Source organism: Agrobacterium sp. H141 (assembly GCF_057158725.1).
The window spans coordinates 253,154-278,297 of sequence record NZ_JBXENI010000002.1 but is presented as its reverse complement, the minus strand read 5'-3'; the positions used below and the strand labels follow the sequence as shown (position 1 = coordinate 278,297).

The 25,144-nt window shown below is 58.6% G+C and carries 23 protein-coding genes; 11 read left to right on the top strand and 12 right to left on the bottom strand.

Going from position 1 to position 25,144, the window contains the following annotated elements; translation table 11 throughout:
- Positions 1 to 8: 8 nt before the first annotated feature.
- Genes ACWPM9_RS21455 through ACWPM9_RS21440 form a run of 4 tightly spaced genes read right to left on the bottom strand, consistent with a single transcriptional unit; the run spans position 9 to position 3,625 of the window.
- The gene (locus ACWPM9_RS21455) at positions 9 to 866 is read right to left on the bottom strand and encodes a branched-chain amino acid ABC transporter permease (RefSeq protein WP_484757907.1); all 858 of its coding nucleotides are present in this window, start codon (positions 864 to 866) and stop codon (positions 9 to 11) included.
- Positions 853 to 1,590 carry an ABC transporter ATP-binding protein gene (locus tag ACWPM9_RS21450; RefSeq protein ID WP_484757906.1) on the bottom strand — a complete coding sequence of 246 codons (738 nt, stop codon included), beginning with the start codon at positions 1,588 to 1,590 and terminating at the stop codon, positions 853 to 855. The genes ACWPM9_RS21455 and ACWPM9_RS21450 overlap by 14 nt, the downstream gene beginning before the upstream one ends.
- On the bottom strand, positions 1,587 to 2,342 hold the full coding sequence (locus ACWPM9_RS21445) for an ABC transporter ATP-binding protein (RefSeq protein WP_484757905.1): 756 nt from the start codon (positions 2,340 to 2,342) through the stop codon (positions 1,587 to 1,589). Before ACWPM9_RS21445 ends, ACWPM9_RS21450 begins: the two co-directional genes overlap by 4 nt.
- Entirely contained in the window at positions 2,342 to 3,625 is a 1,284-nt protein-coding gene (locus ACWPM9_RS21440) for an ABC transporter substrate-binding protein (RefSeq protein WP_484757904.1), read from the bottom strand. The genes ACWPM9_RS21445 and ACWPM9_RS21440 overlap by 1 nt, the downstream gene beginning before the upstream one ends.
- Positions 3,626 to 3,902: 277 nt before the next feature.
- On the opposite strand from ACWPM9_RS21440, the gene ACWPM9_RS21435 reads away from it, so the two are divergent.
- The 5 genes from ACWPM9_RS21435 (at position 3,903) to ACWPM9_RS21415 (ending at position 9,791) form a co-directional block, all read left to right on the top strand.
- A complete protein-coding gene (locus tag ACWPM9_RS21435; protein ID WP_484757903.1) occupies positions 3,903 to 4,436 on the top strand; it encodes a 2,4'-dihydroxyacetophenone dioxygenase family protein in 534 nt (177 codons plus the stop codon).
- Positions 4,436 to 5,491 carry a 2,3-butanediol dehydrogenase gene (locus ACWPM9_RS21430; protein ID WP_484757902.1) on the top strand — a complete coding sequence of 352 codons (1,056 nt, stop codon included), beginning with the start codon at positions 4,436 to 4,438 and terminating at the stop codon, positions 5,489 to 5,491. The genes ACWPM9_RS21435 and ACWPM9_RS21430 overlap by 1 nt, the downstream gene beginning before the upstream one ends.
- Before the next feature lie 49 nt (positions 5,492 to 5,540).
- Positions 5,541 to 6,254 (top strand): SDR family NAD(P)-dependent oxidoreductase, encoded by a 714-nt coding sequence (locus ACWPM9_RS21425; RefSeq protein WP_484757901.1) that lies wholly within the window; start codon positions 5,541 to 5,543, stop codon positions 6,252 to 6,254.
- Between the two features lie 195 nt (positions 6,255 to 6,449).
- Positions 6,450 to 7,433 (top strand): helix-turn-helix domain-containing protein, encoded by a 984-nt coding sequence (locus ACWPM9_RS21420; protein ID WP_484757900.1) that lies wholly within the window; start codon positions 6,450 to 6,452, stop codon positions 7,431 to 7,433.
- Between the two features lie 303 nt (positions 7,434 to 7,736).
- Positions 7,737 to 9,791 (top strand): methyl-accepting chemotaxis protein, encoded by a 2,055-nt coding sequence (locus ACWPM9_RS21415; RefSeq protein ID WP_484757899.1) that lies wholly within the window; start codon positions 7,737 to 7,739, stop codon positions 9,789 to 9,791.
- A 629-nt stretch (positions 9,792 to 10,420) separates the two neighbouring features.
- Here the strand turns inward: ACWPM9_RS21415 and ACWPM9_RS21410 are convergent.
- The 7 genes from ACWPM9_RS21410 to ACWPM9_RS21380 form a co-directional block, all read right to left on the bottom strand.
- Positions 10,421 to 11,212, bottom strand: a complete 792-nt coding sequence (locus ACWPM9_RS21410; RefSeq protein ID WP_484757992.1) for an SDR family NAD(P)-dependent oxidoreductase — start codon at positions 11,210 to 11,212, stop codon at positions 10,421 to 10,423.
- Entirely contained in the window at positions 11,212 to 12,453 is a 1,242-nt protein-coding gene (locus tag ACWPM9_RS21405) for a Tm-1-like ATP-binding domain-containing protein (protein WP_484757898.1), read from the bottom strand. Before ACWPM9_RS21405 ends, ACWPM9_RS21410 begins: the two co-directional genes overlap by 1 nt.
- Before the next feature lie 29 nt (positions 12,454 to 12,482).
- Positions 12,483 to 13,412, bottom strand: coding sequence for a phosphotransferase enzyme family protein (locus ACWPM9_RS21400; protein WP_484757897.1), 930 nt, complete (start codon positions 13,410 to 13,412; stop codon positions 12,483 to 12,485).
- The gene (locus tag ACWPM9_RS21395) at positions 13,409 to 14,686 is read right to left on the bottom strand and encodes an aspartate aminotransferase family protein (RefSeq protein ID WP_484757896.1); all 1,278 of its coding nucleotides are present in this window, start codon (positions 14,684 to 14,686) and stop codon (positions 13,409 to 13,411) included. The genes ACWPM9_RS21400 and ACWPM9_RS21395 overlap by 4 nt, the downstream gene beginning before the upstream one ends.
- Before the next feature lie 60 nt (positions 14,687 to 14,746).
- Positions 14,747 to 16,249 (bottom strand): tripartite tricarboxylate transporter permease, encoded by a 1,503-nt coding sequence (locus tag ACWPM9_RS21390; RefSeq protein ID WP_484757895.1) that lies wholly within the window; start codon positions 16,247 to 16,249, stop codon positions 14,747 to 14,749.
- Between the two features lie 8 nt (positions 16,250 to 16,257).
- Positions 16,258 to 16,872, bottom strand: a complete 615-nt coding sequence (locus ACWPM9_RS21385; RefSeq protein WP_484757894.1) for a tripartite tricarboxylate transporter TctB family protein — start codon at positions 16,870 to 16,872, stop codon at positions 16,258 to 16,260.
- Positions 16,873 to 16,985: 113 nt separating this feature from the next.
- The gene (locus ACWPM9_RS21380) at positions 16,986 to 17,918 is read right to left on the bottom strand and encodes a tripartite tricarboxylate transporter substrate binding protein (RefSeq protein WP_484757893.1); all 933 of its coding nucleotides are present in this window, start codon (positions 17,916 to 17,918) and stop codon (positions 16,986 to 16,988) included.
- 121 nt (positions 17,919 to 18,039) lie between these two features.
- Here ACWPM9_RS21380 and ACWPM9_RS21375 point away from each other — a divergent pair, with 121 nt between their 5' ends.
- From ACWPM9_RS21375 to ACWPM9_RS21360, 4 genes are all read left to right on the top strand, one after another.
- Entirely contained in the window at positions 18,040 to 18,837 is a 798-nt protein-coding gene (locus ACWPM9_RS21375) for an IclR family transcriptional regulator (protein WP_484757892.1), read from the top strand.
- 146 nt (positions 18,838 to 18,983) lie between these two features.
- Positions 18,984 to 20,465, top strand: a complete 1,482-nt coding sequence (locus ACWPM9_RS21370; RefSeq protein ID WP_484757891.1) for an aldehyde dehydrogenase family protein — start codon at positions 18,984 to 18,986, stop codon at positions 20,463 to 20,465.
- A complete protein-coding gene (locus ACWPM9_RS21365; protein WP_484757890.1) occupies positions 20,450 to 21,112 on the top strand; it encodes an HAD-IA family hydrolase in 663 nt (220 codons plus the stop codon). Before ACWPM9_RS21370 ends, ACWPM9_RS21365 begins: the two co-directional genes overlap by 16 nt.
- A gap of 4 nt (positions 21,113 to 21,116) precedes the next feature.
- Positions 21,117 to 22,469, top strand: coding sequence for an aminotransferase class III-fold pyridoxal phosphate-dependent enzyme (locus ACWPM9_RS21360; RefSeq protein WP_484757889.1), 1,353 nt, complete (start codon positions 21,117 to 21,119; stop codon positions 22,467 to 22,469).
- 101 nt (positions 22,470 to 22,570) lie between these two features.
- On the opposite strand, the gene hpaR is transcribed toward ACWPM9_RS21360, so the two are convergent.
- Entirely contained in the window at positions 22,571 to 23,050 is a 480-nt protein-coding gene (hpaR, locus tag ACWPM9_RS21355) for a homoprotocatechuate degradation operon regulator HpaR (RefSeq protein ID WP_484757888.1), read from the bottom strand.
- Positions 23,051 to 23,164: 114 nt separating this feature from the next.
- Here hpaR and ACWPM9_RS21350 point away from each other — a divergent pair, with 114 nt between their 5' ends.
- Positions 23,165 to 23,560, top strand: coding sequence for a 5-carboxymethyl-2-hydroxymuconate isomerase (locus tag ACWPM9_RS21350; protein WP_484757887.1), 396 nt, complete (start codon positions 23,165 to 23,167; stop codon positions 23,558 to 23,560).
- Between the two features lie 63 nt (positions 23,561 to 23,623).
- A complete protein-coding gene (gene hpaE, locus ACWPM9_RS21345; protein WP_484757886.1) occupies positions 23,624 to 25,138 on the top strand; it encodes a 5-carboxymethyl-2-hydroxymuconate semialdehyde dehydrogenase in 1,515 nt (504 codons plus the stop codon).
- The last annotated feature ends 6 nt before the right edge of the window (positions 25,139 to 25,144 follow it).

Sequence of the window (25,144 nt, the reverse complement as noted above, 5' to 3'; positions counted from 1 at the left end):
CGGCCCTCCTAACGGCGCGACATGATGCCCTGGGGTCGCCAGGCGAGCACCAGGAGAAAGACGAGATGGCCGACAAGGATGCCCCAGCCCGGATCGATGCGTGAGCCGACCACCTGGGCCACGCCGAGGATCAATCCGCCGATGAATGCACCCCATATCGAGCCCATGCCGCCGATGATCACCGCCTCGAACGCATAGATCAGCTGAGCACCGCCGTCGGAAGGTGACACAGTGGTGCGGGCTGCCTGGAATACGGCTGCAATTCCGAGTATCGCCACAGCGATAGCGGTTGCATGCGCATAGACCGATTTGGTGTCGATGCCGGACAGGGTTGCTGCATCCTTGTCGGCGGCGGCGGCGCGCAAAGCACGTCCGAAGCGCGTCGTACTCAGGCTGATATGCAGAATCCAGGTCAGGCCTACCGCGACGACAAGAATACCGAGCGGCAGCACACCGATATAAATGCTCCCGAAATTAATGGATTTGATCGCGATTGGACCTACATCCAATGAGCGGGTATCCGCCTGCCAGACCGCTAACATAAAGTTCTGCAAGGCGAGCGACAGACCAAATGTGGCAATCAGCGAGGGCAGGGGATCTTCCCCAACCAGGTGATTGAGGATGCCGCGCTGAAGTACCCAGCCAATGCAGGCACCAATAGGGATCAGAAGCAACATAATGAAACCCGGACCCAGACCAAAAAAGGCTGCAATGGTGATGCCAATCAGCGCCAGAAGCACCACCAGATCGCCATGGGCGATGTTAACGATGCGCATTACCCCGAACATCAGCGACATGCCGATGGCGTACTGCGCATAAAGACCACCCAGGAGAAGGCCTTGTAAAACCGCATCAATCCACTTCATGTTTTACCCCGAAGTAAGCCTGTGTAATTTGTTCTCGTGAGATCTCTGACGATTTGCCGGTGAGGGTGATCCGTCCTTCCAGCATGCAGTACACCCGGTCTGAACTTCGGCTCGCCAGTGACACATCCTGCTCGACGAGCAGTATGGCCGTGCCTGCCTCACGGATGGCGGGAAGCATGGCGTAAATTTCGGTAATGACTTTCGGTGCCAAGCCTAGGCTAATTTCGTCGCACAGCAGCAGTCTGGGTTGGGTGAGCAACGCTCTTCCGATCGCTACCATCTGCTGCTGGCCACCCGACAGCTTTTCGACAGCTTGGTAACGACGCTCTGCCAGAACAGGAAATAGGTCGTAGAGGCGCTCCATCGTCCAGGGCTGTTCATCTGTGGAGACGATGCGGGCGTGATCCGCGCCCACGCGCAGATTGTCCTCGACTGTCATGCCTCGGAACAGCCTTCGTCCCTCTGGTACCATTGCGAGACCCTGCGACACGAGCGTGTGGGCAGGTATGCGGGTAACGTCCCTACCGTTGAAAGTAAGAGAGCCCTGCCGTGTAGGGACAAGCCCGGTGAAGGTTTTCAGCAAGGTTGACTTACCCGCACCGTTGGCTCCGATCAGCGCCACGACCTCACCGGCAAAAATCTCAAGATCGATCGAAAACAATGCCTGGAAATCACCATATCCGGCGCTGAGGGTTCTGGCGCTTAGAAGCGGCGTGGTGCTCATGCTTCCATCCCCATATAGACGCGACGCACGTCCGGGTTATTGATCACGTCGTCGGGTTTTCCTTCGGCGATCTTTTCGCCAAAGCTCAGGACCATCAGCCGCTCTGCCACCGCCAGAACCGCGTGCAAGACATGCTCGATCCAGATGATCGTAATGCCGCGATCACGGACCTGGCGGATCAGCTTAACAAGTTGCTCGGCCTCAACCTCCGTCAGACCACCGGCGATCTCGTCAAGCAGAAGAAGTTTAGGCTCGCCCGCCAGGGCGCGGGCAAGTTCCAGCCGCTTGCGGTCAAGCAGAGTCAGACCGCCCGCCGGCAGATTGGCCTTGCTGGCAATGCCACAGTCCTCCAGTAGCTCTGCGCAGGTGGCGGCTGCCTCTTGTTCGCTGCGATTGGCAGCGAAACGCGAGGCGACCAGCAGGTTCTCAAACGTTGTCATCTTGGCGTAGGGACGGGGAATCTGGTAGGTTCGACCGATGCCCCGCATGGCCCTTTTGAAAGATGGTTCTCGCCCCAGGGAAGACCCGGCCAGTTGGATCGATCCTGCATCATGGGCGATATCGCCCGATATCAGGTTGAACAGCGTCGTCTTGCCCGCGCCATTGGGTCCAAGTACGCCAAGAACTTCGCCCTGCGCCAGATCGAAGCTGACGTCTTGCACCACCTTTAGGGCGCCGAAGCTTTTCGACAACCCGCGGGCGGACAACAAGGGTGTCCGCCCCTCCATCGCATGGGTCATTTCAGCGGCCATTACCAAGACTTCATCTCCAGGCCGCTTTCTGGCGGCATGATTGGATAGAGCTTGGTTTCCACGATCTTCAGGTCGTACGGCCATTTTTCACCCTTGCGCCACTGTCCGCCCAGAATGGGTGTTTTCGAAACGTTCGGATGAGGACCGTTACTCCAGTTGACATTACCGACCACCGTGTCGAGATTGGTCGCCTTCAAGGCGTCGCGTATGGCACCACGGTCCATGGGATCGCCCGAACGCTTCAAGGTGTCCACGATGATTTCCCACATCGCGTGGCTATAGCCGAGCGGTTGCGTCCACTGTTTGCCAGTCGACTTTTCCCAATTCGTGGCAAGTTCAGCCGATGTCTCGCCGGTCAGCGACGACTTATTGGGGAAGGCAGGCGTCCACCAGACTTCCGTGGACATGCCGGCGCCCAGATCACCCATGGCTTCGACGGCCGACGGAAACAGCAGACCGGCGGCTACGGTCATGATTTTGGGACGGAAGCCCTGCTGAGCCATCTGGATTGTTGCCGTGCGCAGGTCGGCTGGAAAGACCAAGCCGCCAAGGATGTCGCAGCCGGCCTCCTTGAAGGCGTTGATCTGAGCAGAGAAGTCGTTGGTTCGCACTTCGAACTTGGAGGGAGAGATGACCTCGAAGCCGGCCGCGCGCATGGCTGGCGGCAAACCGATCTTGTCATCGCCCCACACTTCACCGTCGGCATTGCGCGGCAAGAGCAGCCCGACCTTCTTGTTGCTCTCTACACTGTTCCACATGTTGACGAAGGTCTGGATGATGTCTTCCAGGCCCCAGAAGAAATGATAGGTCCAGTCAAAGGGTTGGTCCAGACCGCCACGCGGCACAATAACGGCCTGCCAGGGGGCGGTCGAGGAAATCGTCGGAACGCCAAATAGTTCGCCTTGCTCCGATACGGGCAGTGTGACGTCAGTCGTCGATGCCGGGATCAGCATTTGCACGTTGTCGTTCTGGCACAGTTCACCCGCCAGCTCGGCGGCCCGGTTGGGGTTCGACTGGGCGTCCCGCTCGAGGATCTCGATTGCATATGTCTTGCCGCCGATCTCCAACCCCTTGGCGAGATGCTGCCGGATGAAATTGAGCGTGAACGCATCGGTTTCCCCAAACGGTGCCATCTGGCCTGTTTGCGGGCTGATGAAGCCGATCTTGATTGTTGGTGTCGTCTGCGCGCGCAAGTAGGAAGGTGCGCCGAGTGCGACCGCGCCAGCGGTTATACCCTTAAGCACTGCGCGTCGCGGAATCCTGCTGTCAATACGATGTGTCATTTTAAAGCCTCCCTTGGTCGGCTTGGCACGCACCCTTTTAAGGTCAGCCTTACCGACACCGTTCCCTTTAACCGCGCCCTCCAGCGCCGATCGTCCACCTGCGAAAAGGTTAGACGCAGACGAGCTTAGACGCGACATTTCGTCCTGTCTCACCCTGCAGACCGAATTGGCACTCGGAGACAAAACAAATGTCCCGCTGCGTCAAACCATCTTCGCGGTAATCACTATTCTCAGGGCTGGGGCGACTTTGCCCCTGATTTAATGGGAGGAAACCAATATGCCCGAAGCCCCTACAAAAGAATTCTGGCGCGACATCAAGCCAATTGAAAATGTCTTCAAGCCGGATGCAAAACCAGAAGTCTATCTCCCGAACGCTGCAACGGAAGATGATCGCTACTATGTACCCTTTACCGAAACGGTGTCATCGCGTCCGCTGTGGATCTCGCCGGAACGCAACATGTGGTGCGATATCCTGATGGCCAAGAAGGCCGGTCTTGTTAATCGGCATTATCATCCGCATGAAGTTTTCGCCTATACCATCTCCGGCAAGTGGGGATACCTTGAGCATGAGTGGACCGCGACTGCCGGTGACTTCGTTTATGAAACGCCGGGTGAAGGCCATACGCTGATTGCCTATGACAGCGAAGAGCCCATGCGGGTGCATTTTAAGGTTACAGGGCCGTTGATCTGGCTCGATGAGAACGGCGAAAGTTCAGGAACCTTTGACGTACATGATTACATTGCGCTGGCGCGTGACCACTACGAGAAAGTGGGGATTGGCGCAGCCTATATCGACGGGCTCTTCCGCTGATGGAGCGGCCGAATGACACGGGCGTCCTGTCCGCGGTCTGGCATGCAGCAAAAGACGTCCGTATCGAGCGGCGGGTTCGTCCCGCCCTCGGGCCGGGAGAGGTGCGCCTGCGTGTCTCTCGCTGCGGGATCTGCGGCTCCGACATGCACGAATACCTCAACGGGCCACATGCAATCCCCGTAGACGCTCCGCATCCGATTTCGGGCGTTGTGGCACCGCTCGTTCTGGGGCACGAGTTTACCGGTGAGGTATTGGAGACCAACGGCGACTGCGGATCCTTGAAAATCGGCCACAGAGTGGCGGTGGAACCGGAATATCGCTGCGGCAAATGTGCGGCCTGCCTGAGAGGTGACTACAACCTCTGTGAAAAGATGGGTTTCGCTGGGCTAATGGGGCACGGCGGGATGGCAGAGGAAGCCGTGGTTCCCCACTATATGCTCCACGCCTTGCCGGATGAGGTGACAGATCGGCAGGCGGCTGTGCTGGAGCCGGCTGCAGTCGCATTGCATGCGTTGCGACGATCGGGACTGACAGTGGGGCAGAGTGTTGTGGTTGTCGGTGCCGGACCGATAGGGCTCTTGCTCGTTCAGTTCGCGGCCGTCGCCGGCGCAAAGCGGATCGTCGTTAGCGACGTGTCGGATGCACGGCTGTCACGGGCAAGAGCGCTCGGCGCGACCGAAACCGTCAACAGCACCTCCAGCCATCTGCCGACACTGGCCCAGGGGGTGGATTTGGCCTTCGAGGCAGTCGGCGTGCAGAGGACGCTCGACGATGCCATCCGGTCGGTACGAAAGGGTGGCAAGGTCATTCTGGTCGGCCTGTTCAGCATGCCAGCCCAAGTGGATGCCTTCGATCTCGTCAATAGAGAGGTCGAGATCATTCCCTCATGCGGTTACAGGCACGTTTATCCCGACCTTATCGGCATGATCGCTGGCGGCGTGGTCGACCCTTCGCTGATCGTCACCCGAGAGGTGCCTCTCACCGAAGTCGTCACCGGTGGTTTCGAGAGATTGGCGACCTCGCATGACGATGTGAAGGTGCTGGTCGCTCCCTGAGCGACCAGACCCAGCCCGTTCAATTCATGGCTTGGTCCGGAGGAACCCCATGACTTTTGAAACACAACTTTTTGCCGGGAAGATTGTCGTCATTATAGGTGGGACGTCCGGAATCGGTGCCGCGACGGCCGAAGTCTTTGCCAATCTCGGGGCGGATACGCATGTCGCTGGACTGGCTGCCAAGGCTGCTGAAGCAACAGTTGGCTTGACCTCGACCGAGCTTGATGTTCGGTCTCCTACAGATCTGGAAGCTTACATCACCACGTTCAAGCACATAGACGTACTGGTCAACTGTGCTGGGGTCAGCCGAGATAGGGATGAATGGACTGCGACGTCCTTTGCCGAGGTGATGACGATCAACTTGTTCTCCGTCATGACTGCCTGCAGGGTCGCAAGACCTCGGATGGGGCGGGGAAGCTCGATCATCAATATCGCATCTATGTATTCAACTTTCGGCGCTGCGGATCGGCCAGCTTATGCCTCATCCAAAGGCGCTGTCGTGCAACTGACGAAGTCGCTGGCACAGGAATATGCGCCAGATATCCGGGTCAACGCTGTTGCGCCGGGATGGATCGTCACGCCTTTGTCTCAAAATCTCTTCGCCGACCGGCATGCATCCGACCCGATACTGGCTCGTATTCCCTTCCAGCGCTGGGGTCAGACGAAGGAAATCGCAGAGCCGATTGTCTATCTCGCAAGCCCGGCTGCCGGTTACATCACCGGGGTCGTGCTCCCGGTCGATGGCGGCTATCTCACGGTTTGAGGTGTAACCTTTGTTCGAGGTGCTCCGGCCTATTGTCTGCACGTGCTTCATGGTGGAAGCGGTTGCTTCAGGTGAAGATTCGCGCTTCGCACAGCCTCGTCGATGCAAGGTATTTGACGGGAGACTTGCGTTTTGTCACACTCCCAAAGTCCTCCGCGGCTTCTTTGGAGCCGTGGTCGGGACAGGGAGGATACATTGAATATTACGCCGGGCTTTGTCGCCCACCCGAGCGCTGCCTCGGGAGCGGTGACATTTGATACGCGAGTCGTCGCGCCTCACGAGAGGATCGAATTCTGGGAGGAGCATTGCGCCGAGGATGTCGTCGGGCTGCGATGTTCGTGCCTTTCCGAGAAAGGCCTCGACGCACGCTACCAGTACGTCGATTTCGGGCGCATGAAGATGATCGACATCGCCGGTGACGAGCATTTCATCGAACGTACCCCGAATCTGCTGCGCCGGCGGGAAAAAGACAGTGCTTTCCTGACGGTTATCCTCAACGGCAAGATTTTCGTCAACCGGTCCGGGCAATGCGTGGTCGCCGAGGCTGGGGATGTCGTTCTTTACGACACCAATCAGGCGTATATGCACGGTTTTCCCGCATTTGCGCGTCAGGTTATCTTCGAACTCCCCGGGCAGGATTTTCGTGACAGGTTCGGCGATTGGAGTTTGCGGGACGTGGTCCACATCGGCGGTGCGGCAAATCCTGCTCGACTGATACCGCTGGCTCTGCAGGACGTCATGCGTCAGGCACAGTCAACCGCTCTTACAGACGGCAAGGTGGGTGCGCTACTGGAGAAAAAGGTATGGGACGTCATGGAGACGGCCTATTCTCTCGTCAATGGCGGCGGTCGTTCCACCTATCATGCCCAGTTGTTGCTGCGTGCACGCAAGTATATAGCCGAAAATCTCGGAGATCAGGAACTTTGTCCTTCGATGATCGCCGAATTCATGGGCATCAGTCTGCGCCAGCTTAATCGGCTCTTCGAAGGAGAACCTCTACCGTTGGTCGCTCATATCCAGCAGAAGAGGCTCGAAGGGGCACGCCGAGATCTGTTGCAGCGCGGCGGTTCGATGATGAGTGTCTCAGATGTCTGCTACAAATGGGGCTTCAAAAGCCTCGCGCATTTCTCCCGTAAATTCAGCGAACGGTACGGCATGAGCCCTTCACACTGTCGATGAAGGCCCCGTTCCTCATTCTGCTGTTTGGAGCGTCAGAAGGATTTCGGTGCCATCGTCAATCAGAATGTTATTAGGGAAGTTTTTCTCAAAAGGGAGCTCATTTAGCGTCCGCTTAACCAGTTTTTATCATTGTGTCTTTACATGTTAAGTATCAACTTTTCAGACTGGAGACTACGAATGGGGAAGGTTTCAACTCGCGGGCTTTTGTACTTGGTCGCCGCCGCTCCACTGGCCGCATTTCTGTGGTTGAGTGTGCAGTCCGTTCTAGGCAGTTACGCAGCATACCAAAGCTTGAGGGAGCAGATGGTTGTGCAGAAGCTAGCCTCCGCCGGTGGGAAGATCGCGCAGGCCATGCCGGCTGAATCATTTTCCTCCGCCGAGAACCGGGCCGAGCGCCGTCAGATGTCCGACTCGGCCATGGAACAGCTGAGAACGGCTTACACCGCATGGAAAGCAGAGGGCAATTCCGACGAAACCATCGACCGCTCCTATAATTTCATTCAGGATAAGCAAGCAGCGTTTGCGGAATACCGCTCAAAAGTAGACGCCGGGCAGCCCACGACTGCTGAAGAGCAGCTTGTTCTTCAGCCTACCGCCGGCGCGGGTCTCGAGCTCGTTCGTCGGTCGGGTGGCACCATTACCGATATCGATCTTGGACACTACATCGATGGATATCACGCCCTCATGCAGGTTAACGATGCCGGATTGATCGAGATTAACCTCGGTGAAAAATTTCTCGCTGGAGAGGCGTTGTCGCAGCCCGACTTGCAGTTTCTATTCTTGGCAAAGGGCCTGCGTGACAGGTATCTGCCGGTGATGCGCGAGTTTCTGCCATCCGAGGTGGTCGCGCCATTCAACGCATTCTTTGATGGCCCAGAGGGCAAGTTCATGTCGTCTGTCCGTGAGCAGATGTATAATGTGCCTCCAGTGGAAAATGATCAGATTGCGCTGGAGCGCTGGAGCAAGGGAAGTAATGCGCAGGCCGGCCTGATGGCCGACCTGATCGCAAAAGCTGGCGTGGCTCTAAGCGAAAAGGCCAACACCAAACTGGACGTCCTGAAGCAGAGTTTCATTCAAAGCGCCGCAATCGCAGCTGCTATATCGGTTCTCGTACTCGTGCTCAGTTTTGTGGTGGTCCGCAACATTTCGCGGATGATCCGTTCCATCCAACATCGGATGGGCCTTCTTGCGGACGGAGACACGGCCAGCTCCATTCCTTTCATCGATCGCACCGACGAAATCGGGGACATCGCGCAGTCGGTGGAAACCTTCCGCCAGGCGGCCATCCGCAACACGCAGCTTGAGGCGGAAGCTGCAGCAAATCGGAACCGCGCGGAGGCCGAGCGGGCAGAGATGCAGGCTCGCGCCGAGGCGGAAGCCGAGGAGCGTCTCGAACAGGCGACACAGACCTTTGCCGCCAATCTTCGCAGACTTGCCCAAGGCGATATGCTTTGCGAGATCGATACGCCGATGACAACACAGTTCGAAGCGTTGCGAGCGGATTTCAACACCTCCGTTCGGCAGTTGCGTGACGTCTTGGTCAGTGTCGGATACTCTGTTTCTACGGTTACAGGCGGCTCTAAAGAGATATCTGACGCCTCGGACGACCTTGCCAAGCGCACGGAACAACAGGCCGCTTCACTCGAAGAAACGGCAGCGGCGCTTGAACAGATTACGTCCAATGTCGTGGCGACTTCCAAGCGCACGGCGGACGCCCGCGATGTAGTACGGAATGCGCGCAGCCGCGCAGACCATGCGGGCACGGTGGTGCGCAATGCGGTGAGCGCCATGCAGCGGATCGAGGAGTCCTCCCGTCAGATCAACCAGATCATCGCTGTCATCGACGAAATCGCATTCCAGACCAATCTACTTGCGCTCAATGCTGGCGTCGAGGCCGCTCGCGCTGGCGAAGCTGGCAAAGGTTTCGCCGTCGTCGCTCAGGAAGTGCGCGAGTTGGCGCAGCGGTCGGCCAACGCGGCAAAGGAAATCAAGGGTTTGATCACCAATTCGGCAACCACCGTATCTGAAGGGGTAAAGCTCGTCAGCGAGACCGGAGAGGGTTTGACCGCCATCGAACAACTGGTTCAGACGATCAACGCCCACATGGACGCGATTGCCACTGCTGCGCAAGAACAGTCCACAGGACTCGCCGAGGTCAACACAGCAGTCAATCACATGGATCAGGCAACGCAGCAAAATGCGGCCATGGTGGAGGAGATGAGCGCCGCGGGTGCAGGCCTGGCGCAGGAGAGCTACAAGCTGAGTGACCTTCTGTCGCAATTTCAGTTCGGAACCTCCGGCCATCGGTCGCTTGGCGTCGGTGGACAGATCCGGACAGGAGCTTCCAGAGCAGCATAGCTTCTGCTGCACAGGTCCGTCTCTTTGAAAAGAGGCTGCCGAAGTTTAGTGGGGTATTATGTCCTACGAGTCAGGCTGGCTTGAAGCCGGCCTGACGATGTAGGGACACACCTTTGCATTCATCCCCCATGGTCAGCTTGGCGCCGCGCTACAGCCACGAAATGTCTGCGAGGTTCAAGGTTGGCTCGGTCATCGCTTTGATCCGGTTCGTCCCAGCCCTTGGCTTTGCTAATCGCATTGCAAAATCCCAACATATGTAGTCTGCCCCGACTTGGCCGCCCCCCTGCAAGGGAGCAGAACACTGAGATAGCGCCTCATCCGTTATCCAGCCCGTCAAATCACCGCGCCGTCTCAGGCTTTCCTCATACGCAGCCCGGCTTGTAACCTGAATCTTCTGCTTGGGTATATCGAGTCAGCGGCCAGCATTGACCTTTGCGGCATCCGATACACGCGGGAAATCACCTTTGTTTTTCAGCAGGCGTTTCACGAGTGATTTCAAGTGGTGCACCTTTTCGGTGCCAACGGGGTTTCACCGTTGGTCATGTCACGATTGATCGTCGCTCATGAAACATGCGTCGAAAATCGAGACGTGGCTAACCGGTTTCTGGGTGAAGGTCTTGAATGGGCAGTCAGCCGAAAGCCAGGGTTGGAACGTCGACGATCGTCGAACCCCCATCGACCGTCAGGGTTGCACCGGTGACCATCGATGCATCGGACGAGCAAAGGAAGGCTATCACGGATGCGATTTCGTCGGGATGGGCGGGCCTTCCCAGAGGGACATCGCGTGTGACCATATCGTAGGCTTCATCCCGAGATGTCAGGTTGAGCCGCGTTTGCAATTCATCCATCTCGGCGTCCGCCATCTCGGTGGTGACCCAGCCGGGACATACCGCATTGCATCGAACGCCCTGCCGGCCGAAATCCCGCGCGATGGAGCGAACGAGGCCGATCTGCGCGTGTTTCGTGACCGTATAGCCGAAAGCACTGGCAGGTGCCGCCAAACTGGCGATAGACGCAGTGACCGCTATGGCGCCTTTTCGACGAATGAGTTCGGGCATTGCAGCGCGCAGCAAGACGAATGTGGTATCCAGATTGGCATGGCAAGCATCCTCCCAGTCGCGGTCGGCGGTTTCAACGATCGTTGCAAAACCGTGTCCGCCGGCGTTTGCCACCACGATGTCCAATGAACCGAACCGTTCCACGGCGTCGGCTACCGCAGCTTGTGCCTGCGCCGGGTCTGCCGCATCACCGACAAACACCGAGGCACCGATTGGCTCCGCGACGGTTTCGAGCTGCGCCCGGCGGCGTCCCATGATTGTAACCGTCGCACCCTCTTGAACAAGGCGCCGCGCGACCGCCGCGCCAATGCCGGTGCCACCGCCGGAGATCAGCGCTACCTTGCCACTAAATCGCCCGTTCATCATGGTTTTACCCCCGCCGGAACTATTCCCTCGGCAACCCAGGCATCGAATTTCGCAAGGACGGCCTCGCAGAAGTCGATATCGTTGATATGACAATCCAGAACTGTCATTTCCACGCGCCCGCGCATGGCAGTCTCGATTTCGGCACAAAAGGCTGCCAAGCCTACCGGATCATGCGCCGCTTCACCGACGCGGTCCCATTCCTCAATGCCACCCTTGGGAAGAATGAAGTGGGTGGCGCCGCTGGCCTCGGCGAGACGCTCCGCCATTGCGCGGGCAAGGTGGCGCCGCTCGTCGACATTGAAAGCCACGTTCTTGATCAGCCGGTTATGCTGATGGAAGGGGCGGTTCCTGAAACGTTCGGGAATATCCTGCCAGCCGGCGAGATCGAGGATATCGGCTGCCCCGGGAGCAACCAATTGTGGTGTCCGGCTGCGTCCGGCACCGGACAGCCGGTCGCTGCCGGCGCTGACGAGCGACCCATGCTGCACATTGACGAACTCCTGCAGTGAGAAGTCCATCACACAGGCAAAAACGCCGTCGGCCGCCAGTTGCTCGAAGGCCATGCCGCCCATGCCGGTGGTGTGGAATACGGCAACGTCATAGCCGCGGGTCACCAGTTCCGGATGCAGCCGCTTCATGTAACTCAAGCACGACGAACCCAGCGACGTCATGCCGATGATCGGTCGATTGAAAGAGGGCGCTTCGACTGCTCTTGCTGCGCCCAGTACTGCACCGGCAGCCTGGCTGAGCGCCGACTTGCACAATGGATTGAGGCCATAAAGACCGCCGGCCCACAAAATGAACTGGACATCAGCCGCCATACGCTCAGCGGCAATCAACGGGGAACCGGCGACGGTCGATACGAGATATTTCGGAACACCGACTGGCAGGGACTGGGCACAGTCGAGCGCCAGGTCCGTACCCATCGTGCCACCGAGTGCAATCATGCCGTCGAAGCGTCCTTCGTCGAAGAGGCGGCGGGTCAACAATGCCGCCCCCGCACTCATGCGCTCAAACGCCTCGCCCTCCTCGCCGAGGGCGATCAGGTCGGCAATTGCCGCGCCCGCTGCTCTGGCGACATCGTGCTTGCCGAATGCGACAGGCAAATCGGTGTCCCCAAGAATGCTGACGTCCATTGCAAGCGTCGCACCGCCCTGCGCTTCGATTCGCTCGATCAGATAGCCAAGTTCCGCGGCTTTGGTGTCGAAGGTGCCAATAACCAGAATTGTCTTTTTCATGAGTTCCCCTTTTTTAAAATGAGGGATTGTTAGAGAAAGGCATTGCAGAGGTCGCGCGCTTCCGCAATGAAACGCTCGTTGCGAAGCGTTCCTCCCGGTTCGTCCATGCGCGGCACGATCCAGCCGACATAGGACAGCGCGCGTATCGTGGTGAAGATGTCGAGTGATGTCAGGTCTAGCGCACGCCTGTTGAGATATCCTTCGATGAGCGCGGCTTTCAGATCGGGAAAATCCGGCTCGGTCATGTTCTTCAGCAGGACCGTCGCAATGTCGAACTGGCGATAACCGAAACCGCCATCGTCGAAATCGATGAGCTTGAGCGTCTGTCCATCGAGAAGGATATTCTCGCGCACGAGATCCGCATGGATCAGGCCGTAGTCGAGACCCGGAAGCAATTCGGTCAGTCGGTCAGTCGCTGCTTCCCGAAAGCGGAGAAACAGCTTGCGGGTGTCATCTGACAGCGTCGGGTTCGTCCAGAAGCGGCCCCATACCGGGGCATCGCCGAGCAGCCCGTCAATATCCCAGTGGCAGCGTCTGAAGTCTGCCGGTCGGTCCCAGGTGTCGCAGGCTGCATGCAGGCGAGCCATTTCCGCCCCGATCGCATGAAAGATCGCATGGCGGTTTTCCAGCGCAAGCGGATGGCGGCTCTTGCCCAGCGGCACTCCGGGCAACCAACTGACAATATCGACGAAGAAGCCGTCGACGCATTCAAGAAGCTTGCCATTGCGTGATAGCAAGGGGCGCGGAACATGCAGTCCGCCAGTCTCCATTGCGTCCAGCCAATAAAGCTCTGAAACGAGTTCGTCCTTCTCCCGATAACCCGGCCGCTTGATCCTGAGTGCGAAATCCCCTTGCCCTGACCTGACGCGGAAGACACGGTTCTCTCGTCCTGCCACAAACTCGTAGTCTGCCGCCACCAGTCCCCATGTCGCCAAAGATGTCTCAACCGTATCGCTCATATCGCTGCCACTGTCTCACCAATGACGTCCTCGAGCGTTGTCATAAGGAGATCGAGATGCTCCTGCGCGAACGGCATGGGAGGACGGATTTTAAGAGTGTTCTTGTGGCGCCCCAGTTTTGAAAGGATGACGCCGCGTTGCCGCATCCGGTTGACCACCTTGTCGGCAAAGCCGATCGCCGGCTCCTTGGTCTCTTGATCCAGCACAAATTCAGCGCCGAAAACCATGCCAGACTGACGGACGTCCCCGATGACCGGATATTTGTCGGCGAGTTCTGTCAGGCGTCGATGTGCAAGGAGGCCAATCTTTTCGGCATGTGCCTGAAGATTTTTCTCTTGCAGTTCCTCCAGCACCGCGGTGGCAGCCGCGCAGCTCACGGGGTTGCCGCCAAACGTGTTGAAATAGCGGAAGGACTTGCGAAAGCGCGCCATGATTTCTGCGCTGGTGACGAGACCCGCAACCGGATGGCCATTGCCCATTGGCTTGCCCATGGTGACGACGTCGGGAACGACGCCCTGCTTCTGGTGCGCCCAGAAATGGGTGCCACTGCGACCGAAGCCGGACTGCACCTCGTCGCAAATCAGCAGGCCACCGGCGCGACGCGCCGCGTCGGCTGCCGGTTTCAGCCAGCCTTCTTGCTGTGCCGGGAACCCCTCGTTGAGAAAGAGCGGGCAAACAACAAGCGCCGCGAAGCCGATGCCGCGCTTTTCCAGATCGTCGATGGCTTCCTGAACCTTGGCCGCAAAGCGCTGCCCGTCTGGGTCTGGAATACGATAACTGTCTGGAGCTTCGACGTGGCGAAAATATTGGCCCAATCCGAAGCCGACTTCCGGGACGTTGCTTCTCGAAAGGTGACTGACCAGCGCGGTATTGCCGTGATAGGTCGCGTCGGTGGCGACGATCCCACGCTTGCCGGTCATGGCCTCGGACATGCGAAGCGCAATGTCGTTTGCTTCGGAACCGGTGCAGGTGAGGATCGCGGTGTTCAGGCTCTCGTCATACGTCGCCGTCAGACGCTCAACATAGTCGAGGATGCCTTCGTGCAGATAGCGCGTATGCGTGTTGAGAGTACCTGCCTGCCTGCAAATCGCTTGGACAACGCGCGGATTGCAATGGCCGACGTGCGGAACATTGTTGTAGCAATCGAGATATTTGCGCCCGTCGGCATCCCAAAGCCACACGCCTTCACCGCGTACAATGTGGATAGGCTCATCGTAAAATGTCGAGACATTTGGGCCTAAAAGAGCACGCCGCCGCGCTACGAGATCGTTCATGGATAGTACTTTCTGTTGTCTGAATAGCTTGCGAAGAGCAACCGCCTGCGTTCTCCGGCCTCATTCTTGAGGAGCGGACGTGCTTTTCCCTTGTTTTTTGCGCAAGCTGGCGACGGCGAACACCGTCAGTCCCGTGACCGCCAGTCCAATCAGCGTGGCAGAGATCGGTCGTTCAAAGAAGACGAAAATGTTACCGTTTGAAAGGCTCATCGATTGAGCGAAGCGCCATTCGAAGAGTGGACCGAGCACCAGGCCGATCACCATTGGGAAGGCCGGGATGTCGTTGCGGATCAGGATCCTCCCGATGATGGCGAATACGACCATGATCAGTGCATCGCTGATGCGGTAATTCTGCGTATAGGACCCGATCAGCGCCAGGATCATTACGCAGGCACCAATGAAGCGCGGATTGATGCTCGCGAGACGCGTTATGTACTTGGTCGCAAACAAAAGAATGACGAGGATCAGGATGTTGACGAGAAAGAGCGAGGCATAGAGGCCGCTAACGAAATCCGGATGATCGATGAACAGGCGAGGGCCGGGCACAATGTTGTGGATCATGAAGACCGTAAGCACCATCGCCATTAGCGGATCGGTCGGCATGCCGAGCGACAGAAGCGGGATAAGCACGGTCGATGTGCAGGCAGAAATCGAGCTCTCCGAGGCGATCAGGCCTTCGGGAGCACCTTTGCCAAAGCGTTCCGGCGTTTTCGACAGCCTCTTGGTAATGGAATAGCTCAGGAACTGGGCGCCGAACTCGCCGACGCCGGGCAGGAGGCCCATGGTCAGGCCGAGCCCGATCGAGCGCGCCAGGACCTTCGGATAGCGCAGGGCTTCCATCAAACCACGGAACCGGTTGCTGTAGTCGATCTTGACAGCCTGACCCTCACGCTTCGTCGTTGTCAGAAGTACAAAGCCCTGGCTCATTGCAAATAGCCCGATGACGACCGGGACCAGAGGAACGCCGCCGAGCAGCCAGCTTTCGCCGAATGTGTAACGCTGGGTATTGAAGACGCTTTCCATACCGATCGTTCCCAGGAACATCCCGAAGCCCAGCGACATAATGGCGCCGCGGATCTGGTTGTAATGAGCGAGAATGACCGAGGAAATGGCCAGAATGGCGATGGCGACATATTCAGGCGCACCGAAATTTGCTGCGATCCGTGCCAGATAGGGCGCGAGAAAAACCAGCGCACAGACGGAACATATCCCGCCGATGAAAGAGGAGGAATAGGCGAGAGACAATGCCCGGTGCGCTTCGCCACGACGGGTCATAGGGTATCCGTCATAGGTGGTCAGGACATTGACGGGTGTGCCTGGAACCTTGATCAGGATCGCTGGTATGGCGCCGCCATACCAAGCGCCACCGTAAGCGCCCAGCAGGAGCGTGATCCCCGCCAGCGGCTCAAGCTGCAGCGAAAACGGCAGAAGGATCGCCATTGCGCCGGCGGGCTCTAGCCCGGGAATTGCCCCGACTGCAATGCCGCAGATCGCTCCGAGGAACAGAGCCAAAAGGACCTGAAAGGTGGTGATGTGTTCTATGCCGGCGATGATGCTGTCCATTGTCGTCCTCAGAGATAGATAGCAAAGGACCGGACGAACCAGTCAGGAAAGTAGGCGGTGAAGAGCGGGGCCATTGGGAACCAGAGGCCCATTCCGATACGGAACACGATCACCACGGCAACGACGAATAACGCCGCCTTGAGACGCCAGGCCGTGCCTCGCAGGCCGGCCATCCAGACAACGACCTGAACGAAAAGGAACGACGAGATTGCAAAGCCCAGCCAACCGACAGCGAAAAGGTAAAGAATGAATACCGCCGAATAACGCAGGGCCGGACCAAGAGCGCCGAAGGCCCAGAAGGATTTGCGCCAAAAGTCGCCAGAAAATCTCGCAGCTCTGCCGGACTTGATCCACGAAGCAACCTGAAACAGTGCAGCCACGAGCGTGGCGGAGAGGGTGAAGATTGGCCAGGTCGAAGGCTCGACCCACCAGCCCTTTTGCATGGGGGCGGCTCGGGTAGCCAGCGGCAGAATTGCGAGAAAGACGACCGCCAGCAATGCGAAGACCAGCGCGATTATGCCCTGAGCCTCAGGATGGATAAATTCAGCGTGCTCCGGATCGTCGGGCAACGGCACGCCATGCGGCACCGGCTCGAAACCGGCAGACCCCTGTTCGGCGGTCATGGCTTCTCCTTTGCGGCAAGGGCCGCCAGATCGGTTACATTGGCAATTGATGGGTGAGCCGAAATCTCAGCTCCTGTGACAATCGGGGGGACTTTGGTCCCCCCTGCGTCAAATCAGTTCTGCGTTTCCGCGACCAGAGCTTCGGCTGCCACATAGTCGGCGTCGATGCGTGCCTTCGCGTCCGCCGGACCGATCCAGTAGACGCCAGCGCCGGTGTTCTTTGACACATCCTGTGCCTTTTGCGATGCCATGGCTTTCTCGGCAATGGCAGCAAGTTTGTCGACGATCTCCTGAGGCGTGCCCTTGGGCAGGAACAGACCGTTCCAAAGCGTGATATTCAGACCGGGCACCTGTTCGGAAAGAAGCTTCGCGTCAGGAGCGAGTGAGAGCGGCTTTTCCGTATAGGCGGCCAGAACCTTTACGCTGTCGAGGCAAGGCAGAACCAGGGCCATCGAAGTTGCCATCACGTCAACGTCACCCGACTGCAGGAGTGCGCAGTCCAGGAGGTCGGCGGGCGCGTCGGCAGCGAACTTGAAACCGAGCTTGTCAGCGGCTGCAAATGTCGCCATGGTCGGGATGACATCGTAGCCGAAATGGCCGAGCTTGACCGGTTTGTCCTTTGCATAGGCAGCGAGGCTCGCCATATCGCTGTAAGGCGCGTCCCCCCTGCCCACCAGCGCAAAGGGGTAGGTCAGAAAGATGCCGACCGGCTCGAAGCTCGAGCGGTCATAGGGAGCGACTTTTTTGATCACATGAACCGTTGGAACATCGATTACGAAAGACCCGACCGTGTAGCCATCGGGATTGGCCTGGGACACAAAAGTCGCACCTTCTACGGCGCCACCGCCTGGTCGGTTGACGACCTTGGCGGGAACACCGGTCTCTTGCATGAATTCGTCGGCAATGATGCGTGTCAACTGGTCTTCCAGATCGCCTGGAGGCCACGGTACGACAAAGGTTACCGGACGCTCGGGATATTCCGCCATCGCGGGTGCCGCGAGCCCAAGGAAAGCGAGACCGAGCAAAAGCAAGCGTGATTTATACATTGACAACCCCTCTTCGGTTTATTATTATCACCAGCAGTTCAATATTAGCTCCCATCCTAGGTATCGTCAATCAATTTTGAGCGATTTGCGGGTGCGGTGTGCGTTTCAGGTGATAGGTGTCATGTCCTCAACGGTTGCTAAAGCTTTGTCTCTTCTGGATTTCTTCTCTGAAGCAGAGCCTGAAATCGGATTATCTGAACTGGCCCGTCGGTCGGGGGTAGACAAGGCGACGGTCCATCGGATGCTCGTTGTGATGTGTGACAAGGGTTTGGTGGAGCAGCGGGGATCTGCCCGCCTCTATCGCTTGGGCGCGGGGGTTTTGCGCCTGGCGCGCGTGCGCGAAACCGCCTTTCCGGTGACGTCGGTGTATCAGCATTCACTCGACAAGATTTCGGCCGAAATCGGCGAGACTGCGCATGCTTCGTTGTTGTCCGGGCGGGCGCTGGCGACCATCGGCGTGTCGGAAAGCAACAGGGGCAGCCGTGTCTCGTTGGTCGCCGGCGAAGTTCTCCCTATGCACAGTACGGCGTCGGGCGTAGTAATCTTGGCATTCTCCAAGCCGGACATGGTCGAGCGGGTTCTCAGTGAGCCACTGACGGGCAAAACCTCGCGGACCCTAACGGATCCGAACGTGTTGCGTGCACGCCTTCAGGAGGTGCAGCTGACCGGCTTTGCTGAGGCGGACCAGACGAACGAGGATGACGTTTACGGTATAGCCGTGCCGATATTCGATATCGAAGGCGTACCTGTGGGGTCGCTGGCCGTTGCCACGCCCGCGCATCGGATGACCAACGAGGTTCGCCGCCAGACCATCGCTGCCCTGTTCCGCGAGGCCGAGAAGGTCAATATCGGAACGGGTGGAAGGCCTCCGGCGCAGTTTGCGGCGGCGGCTGCCAGGTTCACTGAGATCCAGGCCTGATTGGGGCGGGGTCCCTTAAGTCAGCCTTTTGAACCAGTATTTGTTTGATCAGCGTGGACCCTGCAACTGGCAGGGTTGACCATTTTTGCTTCAAGTCCCATTATATAAACCAGTGGTGATAATAACGAACCAAGATTTGGGGCATCATGAATCAAGACGTCATCGAAGCGCTACGCGCTAAGCCGGTTGCAGCGTTCCAGCATGTCATCGACGGTCGCCGCGTTCCCGCTTCCGACAACGGAACGATGTCGGTGGTTTCGCCGATTGACGGAACGACTTTGACGACCATGGCGCGCGGGACGCCTGAGGATGCTGAGGCCGCGATAGCTGCCGCTCGCCGAGCATTCGATAACGGAAGCTGGTCCGAGTTGGCGCCTGCGGCGCGCAAGAAGATCCTGCTGAGATGGGCGGACCTGATAGAGGACGAGGCGCTGGAACTCGCAGTTCTCGGTGTGCGAGAAAACGGCACGGAAATCGCCATGGCCCTCAAGGCCGAACCGTTGTCCACCGCCGCGACGATACGGTTTTACGCGGAAGCCATCGACAAGGTGTTTGGCGAGATCGCGCCAGTGGATCCGGCCTATCTCGGGCTCGTCCATCGCGAACCGGCGGGGGTGGTCGGTGCCATAGTACCCTGGAATTTTCCGCTAATGATCGGCGCCTGGAAATTCGGTCCGGCTCTCGCTGCGGGCTGCACCATGGTGCTCAAGCCGGCGGAAACTGCGTCGCTCGGCCTGGTGCGGGTGGCTGAATTGGCGCTCGAGGCCGGCATGCCGGCCGGAGTGTTCAACGTGGTGACCGGCGAAGGCGCCGTGGTCGGTGCCCGGATCGCGGAATCCATGGACGTCGATGTTCTGGTGTTCACGGGATCGGGGCCAACCGGGCGGCGCCTGCTCGAGGCGGCGGCGCGGTCGAACCTCAAGCGGGTCTATCTGGAGCTGGGCGGCAAGTCGCCGAACATCGTGTTTGCGGATGCCCCAGATCTGGACGAAGCCGCGAAAGTGGCCGCATACGGTATTTTCCGCAATTCGGGCCAGGTCTGCATCGCAGGCTCACGCCTTCTCGTCGAGCGCTCGATCCACGAAGCGTTCGTCGAAAAGCTCGCCTTCCATGCTGCATCTATCACAGTCGGAAACCCGCTCAATGCATCGACCCAATCCGGTGCGATCAATTCGGAGCGGCAGTTGCGGCAGAACCTGCAGTTCGTCGAGGAGGCGCGCAGCCAGGGTCGAAAGGTCATCGGCGGAGAGCGGCTTCTGGAAGAGACAGGCGGCTTCTACATGTCGCCCGCCATCATTGCGGATGCGGCGCGAGACGACCGCGTTTTCCAGGAAGAGGTCTTCGGTCCCGTGCTCGCGGTAACGCCATTCGATACCGAGGCTGAGGCTGTCGCGCTGGCAAACGATACCCGTTACGGCCTCGCGGCGGCGGTCTGGACGGCGAACCTGTCGCGCGCGCACCGGATGGTGCGCAAGATCCGGGCGGGGCTGGTGCATGTCAACACCTATGGCGGCTCGGATCTCACGGTGCCGCTGGGTGGCGTCAAGCAATCGGGCAACGGGCACGACAAGTCGCTCCATGCCTTCGACAAATATCTCGATCTCAAAACGGCATGGATCAAACTTTAATGCGCGCATTGGTTCTCGACTTCGGCGGAGTGATCTCCAAGACATTGTTCGAAACACATGCCCTGTCGGAGGCCGCCCTCGGCTTGCCGACCGGGACGTTGGCCTGGCGAGGCCCCTTCGATCCTGCAAGCGACGAGGCCTGGCGTGCAATGCAGGCGGGGGAGATGACCGAGCGTGACTATTGGGCCTTGAGAATGCGGGAAACCGGTGCCCTGATCGGTAAGACCTGGACGGAGTTTCCAGAATTCGTTGGCCGTCTTCGGGGAGCGGATCCTGAAGCGGTGATCCGTCCGGAAGCGCTCGATGCAATCGCCAAGGCCAAGGTGCGTGGCCACAGGCTTGCGATCCTGTCGAACGAACTCGATTTGTTTTACGGCAAGGATTTCCGCGCCAAGCTTCCTTTCCTCGCCGACTTCGATCTTATCGTCGATGCGACCTATACGGGGATCCTCAAACCCGATCCCCGTGCGTTTCACTTCGTGACCGACGGATTGGCGATCGAGGCCAAGGACTGTGTATTCGTGGACGACCAGCCCAAGAACCTGAAAGGCGCCGTCGACGTCGGCATGCCCTATGTCCATTTCGATGTCACACGTCCGGGCGAGAGCTATGCGCTTGCGCTCGATATGCTCGCACAGGGGAACTAAGCGAATGAAGACCTCCAATTATCTCAAGGAAAACAACGCGAAGCGCCTCTGGCACCCGATGGCGCATCCGGCTGACAGCTTGGCGAACCCGCCCGATATCATCGTCGAGGCTGAGGGCGTGGAGATCGTTGACGTCGACGGGCATAGACTGGTGGATGCCGTCGGCGGATTGTGGAACGTCAATCTCGGCTATTCCTGCGAGCCGGTAAAAAGGGCAATTTCCGCGCAGCTCGACCGGCTGCCCTATTATTCGATCTTTCGCGGCACGACGAACGACAATGTCATCGAGCTTTCGGAGATGCTGGCAGAGTTCTTTGCGCCGGACGGCCTCTCTCGGGCGTTCTTCACCTCGGGCGGATCGGACAGTGTTGAGGTCGCCCTGCGCCTTGCCCGCCAGTATCACAAGATCCGGGGTGAGGCGGGGCGGGTCAAGTTCCTCAGCCTGAAGAAGGGTTACCATGGCACCCACACCCTCGGCGCCTCGGTCAATGGAAATTCCAATTTCAGGACGCAGTATGAGCCGCTGATGCCTGGCTGTTTTCACACGCCGGCACCTTACACCTATCGCAATCCCTTCAACGAAGCGGATCCGGAGCGTCTCGCCCAGCTGTGTCTTGCCGCCGTCGAGGACGAGATCAAGTTCCAGGATCCCTCGACCATCGCAGCCTTTGTCATGGAGCCGGTGCTGGGCGCCGGCGGTGTCATACCGCCGCACAAGAGCTTCATGCCGGGACTGCGCCAAATCTGCTCCAAATTCGGCATTCTTCTGATTGCCGACGAGGTAATCACAGCGTTCGGGCGCACCGGAAGCTGGACCGGTTCTCGTCATTGGGGGGTGCAGCCCGATCTGCTTTGCTCGGCCAAGGCGATCACCAACGGTTATTTTCCGTTCGGGGCGGTCATGGTTTCGGACGGCGTGGCCGAGGTCTTCGAGAAGGACACCTCCGGCAAGGGCGCCATCGGATCTGGCTATACCTATTCGGGCCACCCGGTGGGCGCCGCAGCCGCCATCGCGTGCCTGAAGGAAACGGAACGGTTGCAGGTCGCCGCGAATGCCGCGGAGCGCGGGGACGAACTCTTCGCCGGACTGCAGGCCCTGATGGCTCAGCACCACGTCGTTGGTGACGTGCGTGGCGGCGAGGGGCTGATGTGTGCGCTGGAACTGGTATCCGACCGAACCACCAAGGCGCCGATCGACAAGAAGAGTATCGGAAAGGTGCATCGGGTCGCCTACGAGGCCGGCGTGATGGTGCGGGTATCCGGCAACAACATCATCCTGTCTCCGCCGCTCGTGATCGCCGCGACAGACATCGCAAAGATCCTCTCGGCGTTGAGCAAGGGACTTTCGGCGTTATGAAAAACAGGAAGCCGGCGACAGGATTTGGTCACCGGCTTCCCGACCTTGGGACACTTTCGTTGCTTAGCCGGGACCATGGCGGAAGGAAAAGTGGGGGAGGGCTATTTCGGACCCATTGTGTCGGCGAGTTCACCCAGCAGATCGAGAAGGAGACTGATCTTCTCTTCGCCGAACTTTCGCTCAAGATCGGTGAATATTATGCGGCTTTCCGGCGCGACTTTTTCGATGATCCCGAGGCCGACCGGCGTGATCCGCAGCAGAACCCGCCGACCGTCGGCTTCGTCGCGCTGCTTGGCGATTAATCCGCGCTCTTCGAGCGATTTGATAATGCGGGTGAGCGAGGGCGCAAGGATGAAAGCCCTATCGGCGACTTCGGACGCATCGACAACGCCATTTTCACCAAGCACGCGAATGACGCGCCACTGCTGTTCGGTCAGGTCATGTGCGGCCAGCATGGGGCGGAAATGCGTCATGACCGCCTCCCGCGCGCGCAGCAGCGCAATCGGAAGCGAACGCCTGGCATTGCGCGGCAGAAGTGCGTCTTGTGTCAATTTCTGAGTGAGGATTTTTGCGGTGCTCATCCATTCTCTATGAGCAAATTTGACCTCATTTGCAAACGTTCATTGACACGCAATTCCCGTCTTGACATCTGCAAATAATAACTTAACATGTTAAATATAGGGGGAGGAGACGCCATGCCGCATTTTACATTCGATTACTCGGCCAATCTTGAGCAGATGGTCGACGTACAGGCTTTGGCAGAACTCATTCATCATACGATGTTGAACACCGGAATGTTCGAGCTTGGAGCTGTCCGAGTTCGCGGTTTCCGTACCGATCATTACGCTGTGGCCGACCTTCTTGAAGAAAATGGTTTCATCGACATGTCTTTGCGCATCGGCAAAGGACGCAGTGAAGCCGACAAGAAGCTTGTCGGCGAGGCAATCTTCGCGGCGGCATCCAGCTTTCTCTCGGAACTGTTTGATACTCCACATTTCATGCTGTCGCTCGAAATCCGCGAGATTGACGCGGATCTGAGTTGGAAAAAGAACGCGATCCATCCGCGGCTGAGGCAGCAAACAAGTACGTAACGCAGGCAAATTCGTACGACGGGATCGTGTCCCGGCGCAGAATAAAACCAGGGAGACGAGTGCATGGCAGCTCTTGAAAACAATATTGCCAAGGCCGAGGCCTATCTGAAGAAGTTCGAGGGCGGCGTGAAGAACCGTATCGATGGCCATGACGTCGATGCCGTGGACGGTTCGACTTTCGAGACGATCTCTCCGGTCGATCTCGCCGTGCTGGCCAGGGTTGCGCATGGAAAGGCGGCAGATGTGGACCTCGCCGCAAAGGCAGCGAAAGCCGCCTTTGCGGAATGGGCGGCGATGCCGGGCGATACCCGCAAGAAGCTCCTGCATAAAATAGCCGATGCAATCGTCGCGCGGGCCGAAGAAATCGCTTTCGTCGAGTGTATGGATACCGGTCAGTCTCTGAAATTCATGGCGAAGGCGGCTCTGCGGGGCGCCGAAAATTTCCGCTTCTTTGCCGACCGCGCTCCAGAAGCAAGGGATGGCAAGAGCATTCGCGCGACCGGCCAGGTGAATGTCACGACGCGCACGCCGATCGGCCCGGTCGGCATCATCACGCCGTGGAACACACCCTTCATGCTCTCCACCTGGAAGATCGCGCCGGCGCTCGCTGCCGGTTGCACGATCGTGCACAAGCCGGCGGAATTTTCGCCGCTGACGGCCCGGCTTCTGGTCGAGATCGCCGAGGAGGCCGGACTGCCGAAGGGCGTGTGGAACCTGGTCAATGGACTGGGTGAGGATGCCGGCAAGGCGCTCACCGAACATCCGCTGATCAAGGCCATTGGCTTCGTCGGTGAAAGCCGCACGGGCTCGATGATCATGAAGCAGGGCGCCGATACGCTGAAGCGCGTGCATTTTGAACTGGGTGGCAAAAACCCGGTGGTCGTGTTTGCCGATGCCGATCTGGAACGCGCAGCAGACGCTGCCGTGTTCATGATTTATTCGTTGAATGGCGAGCGTTGCACCTCGTCGTCGCGCCTGCTGGTCGAGGCGAGCGTCTACGACAAGTTCACCGCTCTAGTCGCTGAAAAGGCAAAGCGCATCAAGGTCGGTCATCCGCTTGATCCGGAAACGGTGATCGGCCCGCTCGTGCACCCCGTGCACGAAAAGAAGGTTCTTGAATACATCGCCATCGGCAAGTCGGAGGGTGCGACCGTTGCCGCCGGCGGCGCTAAGTTCGATGGTCCCGGCGGTGGTTGCTATGTCTCGCCGACGCTGTTCACCGGGGCCAATAACAAGATGCGCATCGCCCAGGAAGAAATCTTTGGGCCTGTGCTGACGGCGATCCCGTTCACCGACGAAGCTGAAGCACTGGCGATCGCCAACGACGTTCAGTACGGCCTGACCGGTTATCTCTGGACCTCCGACGTCACGCGCGCCTTCCGCTTCACCGATCAGCTGGAAGCCGGGATGATCTGGGTGAATTCCGAAAACGTCCGCCATTTGCCGACGCCGTTCGGCGGGGTGAAGAATTCCGGCATCGGCCGCGATGGCGGCGACTGGTCTTTCGATTTCTACATGGAAACGAAGAACGTCGCCTTCGCCACCACGCCCCATGCAATCCAGAAGCTCGGCGGCTGATCGCCC